This is a genomic window from Chelativorans intermedius, assembly GCF_025398255.1.
Classification (GTDB): Bacteria; Pseudomonadota; Alphaproteobacteria; order Rhizobiales; family Rhizobiaceae; genus Chelativorans; species Chelativorans intermedius.
Window position 1 is genome coordinate 143645 of sequence record NZ_JAODNW010000014.1, and the last position, 15930, is coordinate 159574.

The following is a 15930-nucleotide window of genomic DNA, read 5'->3' on the forward strand; positions in this document are numbered from 1 at the left end:
CGGGCGCGCTCAATAGGCGTTTTCCGCGTTGAGAAGACGCAGCGGCGTCAGGAAGAGAATCTTCAGGTCGAACAGCAGCGACCAGTTTTCGATGTAGTACAGATCATACTCCACCCGCTTCCTGATCTTCTCTTCCGTATCCAGCTCGCCGCGCCAGCCGTTGATCTGTGCCCAGCCGGTGATGCCGGGCTTGACGCGATGGCGGGCGAAATAGCCGTCCACCACCTCGTCGAACAGCCGGTTGTGCGCCTCCGCCGCCACCGCGTGGGGGCGCGGCCCCACCAGTGACAGGCTGCCGAACAGCGCGTTGAAGAATTGCGGCAGCTCGTCGATGGAGGTCCTGCGGATGAAGCGGCCGACGCGTGTGACGCGCGGATCGCCCTTGGTGACGGGGTTCCGCGCGGTCGGGTCGCACTGGTCCACATACATGGAGCGGAACTTGTAGACCTCGATGACCTCGTTGTTGAAGCCGTGGCGCTTCTGCTTGAAGAGGACAGGCCCCTTGCTGTCGAGCTTGATGGCGACGGCGGTGGCCAGCATGACCGGCGAGAAGACGACGATTCCAAGCAGGCTGAAGACGATGTCGAAGGCGCGCTTGGCCACCGAGTCCCAGTCGTTGATGGGCCGGTCGAGGATGTCGAGCATCGGCACCGAGCCGATGTAGGAATAGGCGCGTGGGCGGAAGCGAAGCTGCTCGGAATGCGCCGACAGGCGGATGTCGATGGGCAGCACCCACAGCTTGCGCAGCATGGCCAGCACGCGCGCCTCCGCCGTCACCGGCAGCGAGACGATCAGCATGTCGATGCGCGCGATGCGGGCGAACTCGATCAATGCGTCCACCGTGCCGAGCTTGGGATAGCCTGCCACCACGGGCGGCGAGCGCGTGTCGTCGCGGTCGTCGAAGATGCCGCAGATGCGGATGTCGTTGTAGGGCTGCTGCTCGATGGCGCGGATGAGGGTTTCAGCCCGCCGCCCGCCGCCGACGATGACGGCGCGCCGCTCGATGCGGCCGTTGCGCGCCCAGCGGCGGATGAGCCGCGCCGCGGCCAGCCGCAAGAGGAGGAGTAGCCCCAGACCGGAGACATACCAGGCGCCGAGCCAGAAGCGCGAGAACTGCGAGGAGATCTTGAGGAAGAACAGCGCCACCGTCAGAAGCGCGAAGGTGGCCGACCACACGGCCAGGATGCGCCAGGCCTGCGAGAGCGGGCTGCGCAGCGCTGGCATCTGGTAGCAGTCGCAGAACTCCATCAGAACCACGGCAAGCAGCGCCACGCAGACGATGATGAGCGGATACTGCCAGAAGAGATGGGTGCCGAGCCCCACATGGCCGGCATAGATCTGCAGCCCGGCAAGCACCAGGGCGGCAAACTCGATCAGGCGCATCACGCCGCTGACCATGACCGGGGACATGGTGTCGCGGCGGTATTGCCGGGCGACCTGCCGGGCGATGGGGCCGAGCTGCGCTGCGGGCCGGCGCTGCTGCCGGGTATCGCCGCTGGCGCGTTCCTCGTCGCTGTGCATGGGGTCGATGGTGCTCATGGGCGCATAACAACCGGTTTACGCGCCTATAGCATCAACGACCTAACATTCCCTTGATGGACGGTTTCATTGTCGAACAATCCTCCCCGAGCGCCAGCCGATAGGCAGCCTCCACGCCGGCCGTCATCGCCTCCACGCCGAAGCGGGCCTTCAGCGCTTCGCGGCTGGGCATGGCGCGCCCGTAGGCTGCCTCGTCGCCCAGTGCCAGCACCATCTTCTCCGCCAGCGCCATGGCGCTGGGCGCGGTGAGGGCCGGGGAGGAGGCGCCGAGGATCTCGGGGATGCCGCCGACGGCGGTGGCGATGAGCGGTCTGCCCGCCGCCAGCGCCTCCAGGACGATGTAGGGCATCGCCTCGGCCCGCGAGGGCACCACCATGATGCGCCCGAGGGCGAAGGCGCGCCGCGCCGGCATGGCGGCGTGGAAGGTGATGCGGTCGCCAAGGCCCAGTGCCGCAGCCTGGGCGGCATATCTGTCGCGGTCCTCGCCATCGCCCACCATGGCCGCCGACAGGCGCCGCCCCGTCCGCCTCCCGGCTTCGGCGAGCGCCTCGATGAAGAGATCCGGCCCCTTGAGATCGCGCATCATGCCCACATAGAGGAAGTCGGCGGCCTCGGGCGCGGTGCGCACGGGCACAAACTCCTCTGCGCGTAGCCCGTTATAGACGAGGCTGGCCGGCGCCCGCGGCCTGCCCACCTTGGCGAGATAGGTGCGCCGCTCATAGTCGGAGACGAAGACGAGGTGGTCGGTCAGCCACCCCATCAGCCCCTCAAGCATGAAGAAGAAGCGCCCGGACAGCGTGTCGGCGTCATAGTGCAGGCTGCCGCCATGGGGGGCGTAGAGGCGGGCGACCGGGCGCCCCGTCAGGCGCAGGGCGGTGCCGAACAGCCGCGCATAGGCGCCGCCCTTGGCGCCGTGGCCGTGCAGGACATCGGGCCGCAGCCGACGTACGATGCGGAAGGACCGCCAGGCCGAGGCGAGGTCGCCGGGTCCGATATGCCGCTGGATGGGCGTGCGCGTCACGCCGAGCGCCAGCAGATGGCTGATCTCGGCAAACAGCCGGTCCTCGAAGTCACCGCCGGTGCTGGAATCGCAGACGATGCCCACCTGATGCCCGGCGGCAGCCTGCGCCTCGCACAGATCGCGCACATGACGGAAAATGCCGCCGACGGGCGAACGGAAGCAGTGAACGATGCGTAGCCCCCCGCTCACCGGCCCATCAGAACAGCCGTTCGCGCACATAGACCGTGTCACCGGGCAGCAGCGGATCGGAAATGACCACGCGGCCGGTGATGACTTCGCCATTGATCGCGCGCGTGACATCCACGTTCGCCTGGTTGGCGCGTGGCGTGAAGCCGCCGGCGGCCGCCACCGCCTTCTGCACGGTCATGCCCGGCACATAGGAATACTGTCCCGGCGCGCCGACCTCGCCCATGATGAAGACCGGGCGGTAGCGGTCCACCTCCACCGTTACATCGGGGTCGCGCAGATAGCCCTCGCGCAGCATCTGGGCCACCTTCTGCTCGATCTGCTTGGCCGTCAGGCCGCGCGCCGGCACCGAACCGATGAGCGGAAAGGCGATATAACCCGCCTGGTCCACATTGTAGGTGTTGGTAAGGTCGGCCTGGCCGAAGACGGTGATGCGCAGCCGGTCGCCCGCATCCATCACATAGGGCTGGTGCAGCGCCTCGTGAAAGGCGGGGGGCGGCGGCCGATAGCCCGTGCAGCCGGCGAGCGCCAGGCTTCCCGCAAGCGCCAGCAGGAATGGAATTGCATGCTTCATGGCCGGATGCCCATGTCTCTGCCGGTGCCCCCAGATGCGCCAGAGTTTCGCCGTGCGGACTATCGCGCCGTCAGGGTTAACACCCGGTTAAGCAGCGCCGGTTAACCTCGTGGCAACCATGAGCATTTACCTTTCCTCCATGCCGGAAAGGTCCGGAGGGGGCGCATGAGCAGCGACATCAGGAAGGCTGGCGATCTCGACGTCGATGTCGATCTGGCACATCTGTTCGCCAGCCTGCGGCGCAGATGGCGGCGCATTGCCGTCTTCGCATTCGCCATGACCGCCATCGCCTTCCTGATCGCGGTGACGGCGACACCCCTTTACCGGGCCGAGACGCGGCTTCTCATCGAGATGCGCGAGTCGGTCTACACCCGCCCGCAGCTCGCCGAGGCGGGCGAGCGCGCGGCGCTGGACTCGGAAGGCGTGGCAAGCCAGGCGGAGATCATCTCCTCCACCGAAATTCTGACCCAGGTGGCCCGTGAGCTGGATCTGGCCTCGCGGGAGGAGTTCGAGGCCGCGGGCCCCTCGCTGCCGGGCCGCCTGCTCATCGCGCTGGGCCTGAAGAGCGATCCCGCCGCCACCCCGCCGGAGGAGCGGGTGCTTGAGGCCTTCCGCGAGAAGCTGCAGGTCTATCGTGTGGAGAACTCGCGCGTCATCGTCATCCGCTTCTCGTCGGAAGACCCGGAACTGGCCGCGCGCGTGCCCAACGCGATTGCCGATGCCTATGTGGCGAGCCAGCGGGCCGCCAAGGCACAGAGCAATGAGGACGCCACCGAATGGCTGGAGCCCGAAATCGCCGATCTGCGCCAGCGCGTGCGCGAGGCGGAGGAGCGGGTGGCGGCGTTTCGCGCCCGTTCCGACCTGCTGATCGGCCAGAACAACACGGTGCTCGCCACGCAGCAGCTTGCCGAGCTTTCGAGCGAGCTTTCCCGGGTGCGCGCAGGCCGCGCCGCCGCCGAAGCCAAGGCGCAGGCGGTGCGCACCGCCATCGAACGGGGGACCGCACTCGACACACTGCCGGACGTGCTGGCCTCCGGCCTCATCCAGCGCCTGCGCGAGCAGCAGGTGGAACTGCGTGCGCAGATTGCCGACTTGTCGACGGCGCTCCTGAGCAGCCATCCGCGCATTCGCGCGCTGCAGTCCCGGTTGGCCGACCTCAACGCCCAGATCCGTGCCGAGACGGTGAAGGTGCTGGAGGGGCTGGAGCAGGAGGCGCAGACGGCGCGCCTGCGCGAGCGCGAGCTGATGGCCGATCTGGCGACGCTCAAGGCCGAATCGGCGCGCGCCGAGGAGGAACAGGTGGAGTTGCGCGCCCTGGAGCGCGAGGCCACCGCGCAGCGCGAGCTTCTGGAATCCTACCTGACGCGCTACCGCGAGGCCGCGGCGCGCGGCGAGCGCAACTATCTGCCGGTCGACGCGCGCATCTTCTCCCGTGCCATCGCGCCGGCCGAACCCTATTTCCCCAAGGTCCTGCCCATCACGCTGGCGGCCTTTGCCGGCTCGCTGCTTGTCATGGGCGTTGTGGTGCTCCTGCAGGAGTTGTTCAGCGGTCGTGCGCTGCGCCCCGCCGCAGCGACCTTCACGCCGGTGGAACAGGTGGAGATGCCGCCGGCCAGGGCGCAGGAGGCGGCGCCGGGGCGCGGCGCACCACCCGACGAGGTGAACGTCGAGGCGGCCGCCGAGGCACTGATCTCCACCGGCGTGGCGCGCGCCATCTTCATCTCCCCGGAGGGCGACGAGGCCGCCGCCACGGCGGTGCTCGTGGCGCGCGAGGTGGCCGATGCCGGACTGCGCGTGCTGCTGCTCGACCTGACGGCCACGGGTGCCGCGTCGTGGCCGACGCTGGAAAGCGACGTCTATCCCGGCATCACCAACCTTCTGGCCGCCGAGGCCCGCTTCTCCGACGTCATTCATGGCGACCTCTATTCTGCCTGCCACGTCATTCCCATCGGCACCGCCGATCCCGCGCGTGCCATGCGCGGCATCGACCGGTTGCCCATCATCATGAGCTCGCTGACCACGGCCTATGATCTGGTGGTGGTGGAGTGTGGCGCGGCCGAAGCAACGGCGCTGGCGCGCATCGTCGACGAGGATGCCCGCCTCCTGGTGAGCGTGCTCGACCCCAAGGACGGGGCCGTCGCCACCACCGCCGAGACATTGCGTGCCGCCGGCCTCGGCACGCCGCTTCTGGTCTCTCCTGCAGGTCGCATTCCGCCGCCGGCCCCGCCGGGCCGCGACGTGGCATAGGGCGCCGGTCAGCCGCCCAGCATCCTGCGCGCCCGCCTTGCAAGGCGTGCTGCGGCGGGGTGCTGCTTTGCCCGGCGCTTGAGGCGCGCCAGCATCCGCCAGCCCGCCGCCAGCAGGCTGCCGCGCCGGCTCAGCCCCGCAAAGACATCCGCATGCTGCGTTTCGATGTTGCACCACAGCCGCTTGTAAGGCTCGTCGCCAACACTGAAGTCATAGATGGCGAGGCCCTCCGCACAGGCCGCCTGCACATTCTCGTGGAACAGGAACTCGCCGGGGCTGTGGTTTGCAAGCTCGTCGCGGGCGAAGGCGTTGAACTCGCAGATGATGCTGTCACGCGTGCGGCTCGACCCCGTGACGGCACGCAGCCGCCCGCCCACCTCCAGCCCGTGCAGCACGAAGGCCGGCCTGTCCGCATCGAGGGCGGCGTGGAACAGGGCGCGCAACCGCGCCTGCACCTGCGGTGGGGCGAAAACGTCGGGCAGACCCCATTCGACGAAACGGGCATGTTTCATTTCAAAGAACGCGTCCAGCAGCGCGTCCACCTCGGCCGGCGTGCGCGCCTCGACGAGCCGATAGCCGCCCGCCTGCTCGAATTTGCGGGCCCGTGCGCGGTGCTTCCTGCGCTTGCGCTTGCCGCCCCATTCCAGCGCCTGCTCGAAACCGCCGCTCAGGTCGGCCGACAGCGCGATGTTGGGGCTGGTCGTATGGGGCAGGGCAAGCGTCGGATTGGCCAGCCCCTCGAAGCTGCGCCGCTGCCGCTCCAGCGCCAGCATGTCGATGTCGGGCCGCTCGGCGCGGATGGCGGCGGTGAGTGCCGCCATCGCCGCCCCTGCCTCGCCGGTGTCCGCCCCCAGCGCCGGAAAGTTTCCATTGGCATGCGAGCCGCCGGCGAAGCGGGCAATGTGCACAGGACCGTGACGCACCACCTCCAGCGCCAGGCCGAGCGCCGGGCGCCCGTCGCGAAAGAGGAGGACAATCAGCCCCTCCGCGCCGCGCCCTTCAAGCCAGGCCCGGGCCCACAGCGGGCCTTGGGTGGGCGAATGCACGGTCTGGGCGCAGAACTCGCCATAGGCGGCGAATGCCGGCGGGGCCGCGGCAAGCACGCGCGCCCTGTAGGCCGCGCCCCGAGCCCGAACCGTGGCGGCAGCCTGCGCTTCCTGTCTGGCAAGGGATGGGACATTCACCATGGCGGCGCCCGTTTTCGCGCAATTTTCCGCAGGCTAGCGCAAAAAGGTGAATCAAAACTCCACCGGCTGTCATTCCTCGCCGCGCGGCCGGCCCTCCATCCACCGGATGAGCAGCATGGCCGGCAGAACCCACAGAAGCCCGGTCACCAGATAATAGGCAAGGTGCACGAGCGTTCCCCGTTCGGCCAGCACCGCAACGGCCACCGCCGTGGAGACGAGCGCATAAAGCACCACCAGCGCCAACAGCGCCAGCATGCCGACGAATTTCCTCATGCGTATGGGCATTGCGACCATCCTTTCAGGCGTTGCAATAGCGCAGCCAGCGCCCCGGCGACAGGGGGAAGGGACGGCGCGACCGCATGTCGCCGCGCGCGGGCTTGCAAGGGCAGGGGCTTTGGGGCACCTACGCGCAGGACTTTTCGATCGGGCACGAGATGGTCGCGACCTCCCATTCCGCATTTCCCGCCGCAGCCGATGCCGAGATCGGGCGCAACCGCCTGTGGGTGCGCATCTGGCTTTATGCTGTCACCGCCACGCTGTTCGCACTGGTTCTGGTGGGCGGCGCGACGCGGCTGACCGAATCCGGCCTGTCGATCACCGAGTGGAAGCCCATCCACGGTGTCGTCCCGCCCTTGAGCGCCGAGGAATGGGCGGAGGAGTTCGACAAGTACCGGCAGATCCCCCAGTACCAGGAAATCAACCGGGGAATGAGCCTGGAGGAGTTCAAGACCATCTACTGGTGGGAGTGGGCGCATCGCTTCCTGGCGCGCGGCGTGGGCTTTGTCTTCGCCCTGCCGCTTGCCTTCTTCTGGCTCACCGGGCGGCTTGAGAGCCATCTCAAGCCCAGGCTTCTCGGCATTCTGGCGCTTGGCGCCCTGCAGGGGGGAATCGGCTGGTGGATGGTGGCCTCCGGGCTGGTGGAGCGCACCGATGTCAGCCAGTATCGGCTGGCCATCCATCTCACCATCGCGTGCATCATTTTCATGGCCACTTTCGCGGTGGCCAGGGGCCTGGCGCCGCACAGCGCCGGCCCGGCGGGCGAGGGCACGCGCCGCTTCGCCGGCTGGCTGGTGGTTGCGGTGCTGGTGCAGATCTATCTCGGCGGGCTGGTGGCTGGGCTCAATGCCGGCCTGACCTACAACACCTGGCCTTTGATGGACGGCGCGCTGGTGCCGGGCGGGCTGTTCGTGCAGCAGCCTTTCTGGATCAACCTGTTCGAGAACCCGAAGACGGTGCAGTTCGTCCATCGCCTGGGCGCATATGCGGTGCTGGCGCTGGCGCTCGCGCATGCCCTCGCCGTGTGGCGGGCCGAGCCGGCCTCCACCCACGCCCGGCGCGCAGCGCTTCTTTTCCTGCTCGTCGTCGTGCAGGCGGCGATCGGGATTGCCACGCTTTTGATGGTGGTGCCGCTCGGCTGGGCGCTCCTCCATCAGGGCGCCGCCCTTGCCGTGCTCGCCTTCGCCACCGCCCATTGGCGTGCCGCCCGCGGCCCCTATCCCCTGCCGGGCAGGGCTGCGCAGGGTTTCTGACCGATCCAAATCTAACGCTGCACCTGCTGCCGGGCCTGCGTGCCAGGCGTGGCTTCGCACGCCATGCGCCGGGCGGCGGCGGCGCAGTCGGGCTTCAGCATCTACTTTACAAAAGTCATATTGTATGATTTTTTGACCCTCGCTGTACCCCAGCAAGGAACTCGGGAGGAGAAAGATGTTTTTCAAGTCAGTCCTGGCTGGCGCGACCATGCTCGCGTCGGCGGTTTTTGGCGCGACCGCGGCGTCGGCGCTCACAGTCGGCTTCTCGCAGATTGGCTCGGAGTCGGGGTGGCGTGCGGCCGAGACGACCGTCACCAAGCAGGAGGCGGAAAGGCGAGGCATTGACCTGAAGTTCGCGGATGCGCAGCAGAAGCAGGAGAACCAGATCAAGGCCCTGCGTTCCTTCATCGCCCAGGGCGTCGATGCCATCTTGCTCGCACCGGTGGTCGAAACGGGTTGGGAATCGGTTCTGGAGGAAGCCAAGGATGCGGAAATTCCGGTGATTCTGCTCGACCGTACGGTGTCTGCCTCTGACGACCTCTATCTGACAGCGGTCACGTCGGACCTCGTGCACGAGGGCAGGGTGGCCGGCCAATGGCTCGTGGAGAACGTCGGCGACCGCGCGTGCAACATCGTGGAGCTGCAGGGCACCACGGGCTCCTCCCCGGCAATCGCCCGAAAGAAGGGCTTTGAGGAAGCCATCGCCGGCCACGACAATCTGAAGATCATTCGCAGCCAGACCGGCGACTTCACCCGCACCAAGGGCAAGGAAGTGATGGAAAGTTTCCTGAAGGCCGAGAATGGTGGTGCGAACATCTGCGCCCTCTACGCCCACAATGACGATATGGCGCTCGGCGCCATTCAGGCCATCAAGGAAGCAGGCCTGAAGCCCGGCGAGGACATTCTTGTTGTCTCCATCGACGCGGTGCCGGACATCTTCAAGGCGCTCGATGCAGGCGAAGCCAATGCCACGGTGGAGTTGACGCCCAACATGGCCGGCCCGGCCTTCGACGCGCTGGAGGCCTACCTTAACGATGGCGTCGTGCCTCCGAAATGGATCCAGACCGAGTCGAAGCTCTACACCCAGGCGGACGACCCGATGAAGGTCTACGAGGAAAAGAAGAACCTCGGCTACTAGGAAGAAGAAGGCGGGCGGGCCGCTTGCGGGCCCGCCCCTCCTGCCCGACGTGCAGGCCGCGGCGGGCACCCTGCTCTTCGGGAGAATGCCGTGGAACGAACGCAGGAACCGCTGCTCAGCGTCGTCAGCCTTACCAAGAGCTTCCCGGGCGCGCTGGCGTTGGACGGTGTCGATTTCAGCCTGCGGGCAGGAGAGGTGCACGCGCTTCTGGGCGAGAACGGTGCGGGAAAATCCACCCTCATCAAGTGCCTGACGGGAGCCTATCGCCGCGACAGCGGCGAGGTCATGCTCGATGGCCGCCCGGTCGACCCGCGTGACACATTCGAGGCCCAGGCTCTGGGCATCGGCACCGTTTACCAAGAAGTGAACCTGCTGCCCAATCTGACGGTAGCCGAAAACCTCTATCTCGGGCGCCAGCCAAGGCGCTTCGGGATGGTCGACACGCGCCGCATGAATGCCGAGGCGCGCACATTGCTCGCCCGCTACGGCCTCGACCTTGATGTCACGCGGGAGCTTTCATCCTACTCCGTAGCCGTTCAGCAGATCATCGCCATTGCCCGGGCGGTCGATCTCTCCGGCAAGATCCTGATTCTGGACGAACCCACCGCCAGCCTGGACACGCAGGAGGTGCGGATGGTTTTCAACATCGTGCGCACCCTGCGCCAGCGTGGGCTTGGCATCGTTTTCATCACCCATTTCCTCGATCAGGTTTTCGAGCTTTCCGACCGCATTACCGTGCTGCGAAATGGCCGGCGAGTTGGCACGCGCGTGACTGCGGAGATGGAGCGCCTCGAACTCGTTACAATGATGCTGGGCCATGAGCTTTCGCAGGAGACGGGCCACACGCCGCAGCGCCAGCGCGGCGGAACCGTGGCCTACCGCTTTCGGGATTTCGGCCGCGCTGGCGTCATCGAGCCGTTCAACCTGGAGGTGCGCCGTGGCGAGGTGGTGGGCGTCGCCGGCCTTCTGGGCTCCGGGCGGACGGAGACGGCTGAAGTGATCTTCGGCGTGGTCCCCCATGACAGCGGCCAAGCGGAAATGGATGGAGAACCTGTCGACCTGAGTGCTCCGCGCAAGGCGATTGCCTCGGGCCTCGGCTTCTGTCCCGAAGACCGCAAGACCGACGGCATCATTGGCGACCTGTCGGTGCGCGAAAACATCATCCTCGCGCTTCAGGCGCGGCGTGGCTGGTCGCGGCCGTTGTCCCGGCAGGAGCAGATCGAAATCGCCGACCGCTTCATAAAGGCGCTCGACATTCGCACCACGGATCGGGAGAAGCCCATCAAGCTGCTTTCCGGCGGCAATCAACAGAAGGCGATCCTGGCCCGTTGGCTGGCGACCAGCCCGAAGTTTCTGATCCTCGACGAGCCGACGCGCGGCATCGATGTCGGTGCCCACGCGGAGATCATCCGCCTGATCGAAAACCTGTGCGAGCAAGGCATGTCCCTTCTCGTCATCTCCTCGGAGCTGGACGAACTGGTGGCTTATGCGCACCGCGTGATCGTGCTGCGTGACCGCCGGCACGTGGCCGAGCTCGCGGGCGAGGAGATCAACACGGGCAACATCGTGCGCGCGATTGCCGCCGACCACCACAGGGAGCAGACCCCATGAACGGCGAACCCGGCGGCGCTTATCGCCGTTTTCTGCCTCAGGTTGTCGCGCTCCTCGTGATCCTGGCGCTGATCACGGTGCTTTTTCCGAACTTCCTGAATCTCACCTGGCAGAATGGCCGCCTTTATGGAAGCCTGGTCGACATCGTCAATCGGGGAGCGCCGGTGGCCCTCCTGTCGATCGGCATGACGCTGGTCATCGCCACAAAAGGCATTGACCTGTCTGTGGGTGCGGTCATGGCCATCTGCGGCGCGGTGGCCGCCTCGACGGTTGCAGGCGGCGGTAGCGCGACATCGGCAATTTTTCTGGCTCTTGCCGTGGGGGTGGCCTGCGGGGCCTGGAACGGGCTCCTGGTCGCCGTGCTCGGCATCCAGCCGATCGTTGCCACCTTGATCCTCATGGTTGCCGGCCGCGGCATTGCCCAGACCATCACCGAGGGCATCATTGTAACCTTCAACAATGAAGGGCTGGCCTTCTTCGGCAGCGGCGCGCTGCTCGGCCTGCCCATGCCGTTCATCCTGTGGGTTGCCACGGGGGTTGTGGCCGCATTCATCGTACGCAGAACAGCGCTCGGCATGCTCATCGAAGCCATTGGGGCCAATCGCCGCGCCAGCACGCTGAGCGGCATCAACAGCCGCGTCCTGCTGGTGATGGTCTACATGGCGTCCGGCCTCTGCGCGGCTATCGCCGGCATCATCGTGACGGCCGACATCCGCGGCGCCGATGCCAACAATGCCGGCCTGTGGCTGGAACTGGACGCCATCCTCGCCGTCGTGCTCGGCGGCACCTCGCTGCTTGGCGGGCGATTCACCGTTCTGGGTTCGCTGATCGGCGCCATGATCATCCAGTCCATCAACACGGGCATCCTACTGTCGGGCTTCCCGCCCGAATTCAACCTCATCATCAAGGCCGTCATCATCATGCTGATCCTCGTCATCCAGTCGCCGGCGCTGCGCATGGCAGCCGTCTTCTGGAGCAGCAGGCAGCCGATGCGGGAGACGACGGCGGAGAGCAAGGAAAGGTCGGTGCCATGAAGTCCCGCCATCTGCCGCTCATGGCGACCATTCTCATCTTCATCCTCGCCTATGTGCTCTGCTACATGCAGTTTCCGGCAATGCTGTCCACGCGGGTGATCGGCAATCTTTTGACCGACAACGCCTTTCTCGGCATCACCGCTGTCGGGATGACCTTCGTGATCCTGTCGGGCGGGATCGACCTTTCCGTCGGTTCGGTGATCGCCTTTACCAGTATCTTCGTCGCCGTGCTGCTCGCCGGCACGGGGCTGCATCCGCTTGCGGTCTTCGCCCTGGCACTTGCGATTACCACGCTTTTCGGCGCCGCAATGGGAGCCGTTATCCACTATCTGGAGATGCCGCCCTTCATCGTGACGCTTGCCGGCATGTTTCTCGCGCGCGGGATGGCATTCGTCCTGTCGATCGATTCCATACCGGTGGTGCATCCGTTCTACGACACGCTTCAGTCTCTGTATTGGCGCATGCCCGGTGGCGGGCGGCTGACGCTGATTGGCGGCCTGATGTTGCTGGTCTTCATCCTGGGCGTCCTCGCCGCTCACCGCACCCGCTTCGGCGCCAATGTGTATGCGTTGGGGGGCGGTGCGGCCACGGCACGGCTCATGGGGGTCGCACTGGGCAGAACGACCATCGGCATCTACGCGCTTTCCGGGTTCCTTGCAGGCCTCTCGGGCATCGTGTTCTCCCTTTACACAACAGCCGGCTATTCGCTCTCCGCGGTCGGTGTGGAGCTTGATGCAATTGCCGCCGTGGTCATCGGTGGCACGCTTCTGACCGGTGGCAGCGGATTTGTCGCGGGTACCTTCATTGGCGTTTTGATCATGGGTCTGATACAGACCTACATCATCTTCGACGGTACTCTGTCGAGCTGGTGGACCAAGATCGTGATCGGTGTGCTCCTGTTCGTCTTCATACTTTTGCAGAAGGGTATTCTCTGGCTTTCCCACAAGAGGGCGACGACACTCGAACATGCACATGGAAGCTGATGGGATTGCTTGAGACGGCCATATCCGGTTCTGCCCGCCGCACCAGCCATTCGCATGTGGTCAACGAGCTGGGCAAGGCGATCATCGGTGGGGTCTATCCCGTGGGCAGCATATTGCCCGGCGACAACGATCTGGCAGCGCGCTTTCAGGTCTCGCGGACCGTTCTACGCGAGGCGATGAAGACTCTCTCAGCCAAGGGGCTCGTCATGCCGCGGGCGCGCATTGGCACGCGTGTGACAGAGCGCAAGCAGTGGAACCTCTTCGATGCGGACGTGCTCGCCTGGCATCTGGAGCAGGGGGTGGACCGCACCTTTCTCGTGCACTTGAGCGAGATGCGCCTGTCCTTCGAGCCCTATGCGGCGGGCCTTGCCGCCAGTCGGGCCGACACCGAGACCGCACGCCATCTCCAGCGTCTAGCCGGGGAGATGACCGCCGCCCCCTCGCACGAAGACCTGATCCTGGCCGATTTGCGCTTTCATCTCGCGGTGCTGCAAGCCTCGGAAAATCCCTTCATGTATGGCGTCGGCACGCTCATCGAAGCGGCTCTGGTCGCAGCCTTCGGCCTGAGCTCTCCCCATGCCCCCTCGCGCGAGGCGCGCAGCATCGGCGCCTCGCACGAGGACATCGCCGAGGCCATCGCGCGTGGCGATGCCGAAGGCGCCTCCGAAGCCATGCGGAAGGTTATCGTCACTGGCCGCGACCATGCGCTGGAGCGGTTGCAGGGCGCGCAGCGGTAGTCCGCCCGCCGCCTCACCCCATGGCGCTCAGCATCAGGTCCAGATTCTGCACCGCCGCGCCCGAGGCGCCCTTGCCGAGATTGTCGTAGACCGCCAGCAGCAGGGCCTGGGCGCGCGCGTCGTTGGCGAACACATGCAGGCGCATGGTGTTGGTGCCGTTGAAGCGCTCCGGCTCGATGTCGCCCGAGCGTTCGATGGCGGCAAAGGGGGCCACCTCCACCACGCTTTCGGCAAGCCCGGCATAATGATCGGCGATTGCCGCGTGGAGCTCCTCGCCCTTCGGCACGCGGTCGAGCTCTCCGAGCTGCAGCGGCACCGCGGTGATCATGCCCTGCGCGAAATTGCCGACCGCCGGCTGCATCAGCGGGTCGCGCGCCAGCTTCGCATAGGTGCGCAGCTCCGGCAGGTGCTTGTGGTTGAGGCTGAGCCCGTAGGGCAGGAACTCCGGCGCCGCCTCGCCCCTGGCTTCGTAATCCTCGATCATCGCGCGCCCGCCGCCCGAATAGCCGGAGATGCCGTTGACGGTGACGGGAAAGTCCGCCGGCAGCAGACCGGCGGTCACAAGCGGGCGCAGAAGGGCGATCGGCCCCTGCGGCCAGCACCCCGGATTGGCCACGCGCCTGGCTCCGGCAATCGCCGCCGCCTGGCCGCCGTCCATCTCCGGGAAGCCATAGATCCAGCCCTCGGCCACCCGATGGGCGGTGGAGGCGTCGATGACGCGCGTCGTCCCGTTCTCGATCAGGGAGACGCTTTCGCGCGCCGCATCATCCGGCAGGCAGAGAATGGCGATGTCGGCCCTGTTGAGACATTCGGCGCGGGCGGCCTTGTCCTTGCGCCGCTCCACCGGAACCGAGATCACTTCGATGTCCCGCCGCTCCGCCAGCCGCGCGCGGATCTGCAGGCCCGTGGTGCCGTGCTCTCCGTCGATGAAGATTTTTGCCGTCATGTCGTCTTGCCCGAAAAAGAGTCCGATTTCAGATGCTTGAAGCGCCGTTCGGAATCAATCCGTAAAGCGCCTGAATCGTTGCGTGAAGCGTTATCGTGGCTTCTTCTCCGCCAGAAGGCCCAGATAGTGCATGGCCACCGTCGCCCCGGCAATGGCCGTGATGTCGGCGTGATCGTAGGGCGGAGACACCTCCACGATGTCGGCGCCGACGATATTCAGGGCGCCGATCTGCCGCAGGACGGACAGCATCCTGGCCGAGGAGGGGCCGCCGGCCACCGGCGTGCCGGTGCCGGGCGCAAAGGCGGGATCCAGGCAATCGATGTCGAAGGTGATGTAGGCCGGGGCGTCGCCGACATGCGCGGTGATGAGGTCGGCGATCTCCCTCGCCCGCATCTCCTCCAGCTCGAAGCCGTGCAGGATGCGGATGCCGCAATCCTCCGGCGCATGCGTGCGGATGCCGACCTGGATGGAACGGGCAGGGTCGATCACCCCTTCACGCACGGCGCGGCCGACGAAGGAGCCGTGATCGACGCGCCGCCCGTCGTCGGGCCAGGTGTCCTGATGCGCGTCGAACTGGACCAGCGCCAGGGGCGCCGCATAGCGCGCCGCATGGGCCTTCAGAAGCGGCCAGGTGACGGAATGGTCGCCCCCCAGCGAGACGAGGAAGGCGCCTGAACGCAGGATCCCGCCGGCCTCGCGTTCGATTGCCGCCGGCGCCTTCTGCGGGTGGCCGTAGTCGATGAGGCAATCGCCGTAGTCGACGACGGCAAGCGTCTCGAACAGGTCAGCCGCGAAGGGATATTGCGGGTCGTTGTCGAAGATGGCCGAGGCGCGGCGGATCGCCTGTGGGCCGAAGCGCGCGCCCGGGCGATTGGAGACCGCCGAGTCGAAGGGAATGCCCCATACCACCGCATCCGCGCCGCGCACATTCTTGGTGAACCTGCGGCGCATGAAGGACAGCGCCCCGGCATAGGTGGGGTCGCCGGCGGCGCCGGAAAGCTTTCGGGCTGTAAAGGCGTGGTCGATGGATCTGGACGGCATCTCGGTCTCCGGCACGGGCGGCCAAGCAGTAGGACAGCCACCGCCCGCGGGCAAACAAAAAGCGGGCCGACGGGCCCGCTCAGACCGCTGACAAACCCCGTCATTTTCGGCGGGGTTTTGTTTTATGGGTTTGTTGGGGTTTGGGATTTCGTTGTCA

The 15930-nt window shown here is 66.5% G+C and carries 14 protein-coding genes; 7 read left to right on the forward strand and 7 right to left on the reverse strand.

Translation table 11 applies throughout. From position 1 onward, the window contains the following. Window positions 1–9: 9 nt before the first annotated feature. From NYR58_RS11700 to NYR58_RS11710, 3 genes are read right to left on the reverse strand one after another with little or no spacing between them, the layout of a single operon-like run. The gene (locus NYR58_RS11700; RefSeq protein WP_261520967.1) at window positions 10–1521 is read right to left on the reverse strand and encodes an undecaprenyl-phosphate glucose phosphotransferase; all 1512 of its coding nucleotides are present in this window, start codon (window positions 1519–1521) and stop codon (window positions 10–12) included. Between the two features lie 52 nt (window positions 1522–1573). Then, complete coding sequence (locus NYR58_RS11705) at window positions 1574–2749, reverse strand: glycosyltransferase family 4 protein (protein ID WP_261520932.1); 1176 nt, start codon at window positions 2747–2749, stop codon at window positions 1574–1576. Window positions 2750–2756: 7 nt separating this feature from the next. Next, window positions 2757–3320, reverse strand: coding sequence for a polysaccharide biosynthesis/export family protein (locus NYR58_RS11710; RefSeq protein WP_261520934.1), 564 nt, complete (start codon window positions 3318–3320; stop codon window positions 2757–2759). A gap of 165 nt (window positions 3321–3485) precedes the next feature. On the opposite strand from NYR58_RS11710, the gene NYR58_RS11715 reads away from it, so the two are divergent. Beyond that, window positions 3486–5567: a GumC family protein gene (locus NYR58_RS11715; RefSeq protein ID WP_261520936.1), complete on the forward strand. Its 2082-nt coding sequence runs from the start codon at window positions 3486–3488 to the stop codon at window positions 5565–5567. Between the two features lie 8 nt (window positions 5568–5575). Here the strand turns inward: NYR58_RS11715 and NYR58_RS11720 are convergent, their stop codons facing one another. Both NYR58_RS11720 and NYR58_RS11725 read right to left on the reverse strand, forming a co-directional pair. Next, window positions 5576–6754 carry a GNAT family N-acetyltransferase gene (locus NYR58_RS11720; RefSeq protein WP_261520939.1) on the reverse strand — a complete coding sequence of 393 codons (1179 nt, stop codon included), beginning with the start codon at window positions 6752–6754 and terminating at the stop codon, window positions 5576–5578. 69 nt (window positions 6755–6823) lie between these two features. Beyond that, entirely contained in the window at window positions 6824–7039 is a 216-nt protein-coding gene (locus NYR58_RS11725) for a DUF2842 domain-containing protein (RefSeq protein WP_261520941.1), read from the reverse strand. Window positions 7040–7188: 149 nt separating this feature from the next. Here NYR58_RS11725 and NYR58_RS11730 point away from each other — a divergent pair, with 149 nt between their 5' ends. The 6 genes from NYR58_RS11730 to NYR58_RS11755 all read left to right on the forward strand — a co-directional run bounded on the left by NYR58_RS11730 (window position 7189) and on the right by NYR58_RS11755 (window position 13786). Beyond that, complete coding sequence (locus NYR58_RS11730; RefSeq protein WP_261520974.1) at window positions 7189–8283, forward strand: COX15/CtaA family protein; 1095 nt, start codon at window positions 7189–7191, stop codon at window positions 8281–8283. Between the two features lie 175 nt (window positions 8284–8458). Continuing rightward, a complete protein-coding gene (gene ytfQ / locus NYR58_RS11735) occupies window positions 8459–9421 on the forward strand; it encodes a galactofuranose ABC transporter, galactofuranose-binding protein YtfQ (RefSeq protein ID WP_261520942.1) in 963 nt (320 codons plus the stop codon). A 90-nt stretch (window positions 9422–9511) separates the two neighbouring features. Then, window positions 9512–11032 (forward strand): galactofuranose ABC transporter, ATP-binding protein YtfR, encoded by a 1521-nt coding sequence (gene ytfR / locus NYR58_RS11740; RefSeq protein WP_261520943.1) that lies wholly within the window; start codon window positions 9512–9514, stop codon window positions 11030–11032. Further along, window positions 11029–12066, forward strand: coding sequence for an ABC transporter permease (locus tag NYR58_RS11745; RefSeq protein ID WP_261520944.1), 1038 nt, complete (start codon window positions 11029–11031; stop codon window positions 12064–12066). The genes ytfR and NYR58_RS11745 overlap by 4 nt, the downstream gene beginning before the upstream one ends. Next, a complete protein-coding gene (gene yjfF / locus NYR58_RS11750) occupies window positions 12063–13049 on the forward strand; it encodes a galactofuranose ABC transporter, permease protein YjfF (RefSeq protein ID WP_261520946.1) in 987 nt (328 codons plus the stop codon). The genes NYR58_RS11745 and yjfF overlap by 4 nt, the downstream gene beginning before the upstream one ends. After that, a complete protein-coding gene (locus tag NYR58_RS11755) occupies window positions 13049–13786 on the forward strand; it encodes a FadR/GntR family transcriptional regulator (RefSeq protein WP_261520948.1) in 738 nt (245 codons plus the stop codon). The genes yjfF and NYR58_RS11755 overlap by 1 nt, the downstream gene beginning before the upstream one ends. A gap of 13 nt (window positions 13787–13799) precedes the next feature. Here the strand turns inward: NYR58_RS11755 and argC are convergent, their stop codons facing one another. Together argC and speB are read right to left on the reverse strand one after the other, a co-directional pair. After that, window positions 13800–14732, reverse strand: a complete 933-nt coding sequence (gene argC, locus NYR58_RS11760; RefSeq protein WP_261520950.1) for an N-acetyl-gamma-glutamyl-phosphate reductase — start codon at window positions 14730–14732, stop codon at window positions 13800–13802. A gap of 90 nt (window positions 14733–14822) precedes the next feature. Continuing rightward, entirely contained in the window at window positions 14823–15773 is a 951-nt protein-coding gene (gene speB, locus NYR58_RS11765) for an agmatinase (RefSeq protein WP_261520951.1), read from the reverse strand. Window positions 15774–15930 lie beyond the last annotated feature (157 nt).

Excerpts from the sequence above, each read along its gene's own strand:
- NYR58_RS11710 (WP_261520934.1), bottom strand. The coding sequence starts at position 3,320 with ATGAAGCATGCAATTCCATTCCTGCTGGCGCTTGCGGGAAGCCTGGCG.
- argC (WP_261520950.1), bottom strand. The coding sequence starts at position 14,732 with ATGACGGCAAAAATCTTCATCGACGGAGAGCACGGCACCACGGGCCTG.
- yjfF (WP_261520946.1), top strand. The coding sequence starts at position 12,063 with ATGAAGTCCCGCCATCTGCCGCTCATGGCGACCATTCTCATCTTCATC.
- ytfQ (WP_261520942.1), top strand. The coding sequence starts at position 8,459 with ATGTTTTTCAAGTCAGTCCTGGCTGGCGCGACCATGCTCGCGTCGGCG.
- NYR58_RS11745 (WP_261520944.1), top strand. The coding sequence starts at position 11,029 with ATGAACGGCGAACCCGGCGGCGCTTATCGCCGTTTTCTGCCTCAGGTT.
- NYR58_RS11715 (WP_261520936.1), top strand. The coding sequence starts at position 3,486 with ATGAGCAGCGACATCAGGAAGGCTGGCGATCTCGACGTCGATGTCGAT.
- NYR58_RS11700 (WP_261520967.1), bottom strand. The coding sequence starts at position 1,521 with ATGCACAGCGACGAGGAACGCGCCAGCGGCGATACCCGGCAGCAGCGC.
- NYR58_RS11730 (WP_261520974.1), top strand. The coding sequence starts at position 7,189 with ATGGTCGCGACCTCCCATTCCGCATTTCCCGCCGCAGCCGATGCCGAG.
- NYR58_RS11720 (WP_261520939.1), bottom strand. The coding sequence starts at position 6,754 with ATGGTGAATGTCCCATCCCTTGCCAGACAGGAAGCGCAGGCTGCCGCC.
- speB (WP_261520951.1), bottom strand. The coding sequence starts at position 15,773 with ATGCCGTCCAGATCCATCGACCACGCCTTTACAGCCCGAAAGCTTTCC.
- NYR58_RS11725 (WP_261520941.1), bottom strand. The coding sequence starts at position 7,039 with ATGCCCATACGCATGAGGAAATTCGTCGGCATGCTGGCGCTGTTGGCG.
- NYR58_RS11755 (WP_261520948.1), top strand. The coding sequence starts at position 13,049 with ATGGGATTGCTTGAGACGGCCATATCCGGTTCTGCCCGCCGCACCAGC.